We start from the raw sequence: 637 nt of genomic DNA on the forward strand, positions 1-637 counted from the left end.
GGCTACATCGCGCAGGTCACCGCCGCGATCAATACGGTGGCTGGCGCTGCTGCCGATCTTGGCGCCGTCAAGAACCGCATCTCGACCAACACGGACTTCGTGAAGTCGCTGATGGACTCGGTGGATCGCGGTATCGGCCAGCTCGTCGATGCCGACATGAACCAGGAGTCCACCCGCCTGTCGGCCCTCCAGGTCCAGCAGCAGCTCGGCGTGCAGGCGCTCTCGATCGCCAACAACAGCAGCCAGAGCATCCTGTCGCTGTTCCGCGGCTAAGCCTCAAAACGATCCGGGGAGGGCCGCGCTTCTCGCGAAGCGCGGCCCTTTCGTTTGGCGTGATGCCGCACACACGCCCCGTCATTTCAGCTGCCTGTTGCGGCCGGGGCACAGAGCCACAAGCCTCGCACAAGCTTCGCGCGCTATCGTCGCCGTTACGACAGGTTGGGCCCGCTTTTCTGCCGCGCCCAAAGGCATGACGCCGCCCTGTCGTACCGGTGCAAGCCCGGTATGTCCCCAAACTCAATTCAATCTTCAAAGGGACATCAAAAATGGGTTCTAGTCTCCTCACCAACTCGTCTGCAATGACCGCGCTGCAGACCCTCCGGAACGTCAGCTCGCAGCTCGCGACCACGCAGAACCG

The 637-nt window shown here is 63.0% G+C and carries 1 protein-coding gene; it reads left to right on the top strand.

Annotation, left to right across the window (positions count from 1 at the left end; genetic code table 11):
- Positions 1-273 (top strand): flagellin (locus AC5ZFO_RS48185; RefSeq protein WP_496124293.1); only part of this gene is annotated, 273 nt, incomplete at its 5' end.
- Between the last annotated feature and the right edge of the window lie 364 nt (positions 274-637).

The sequence above is a fragment of the Bradyrhizobium sp. Unk1 genome, assembly GCF_059512345.1.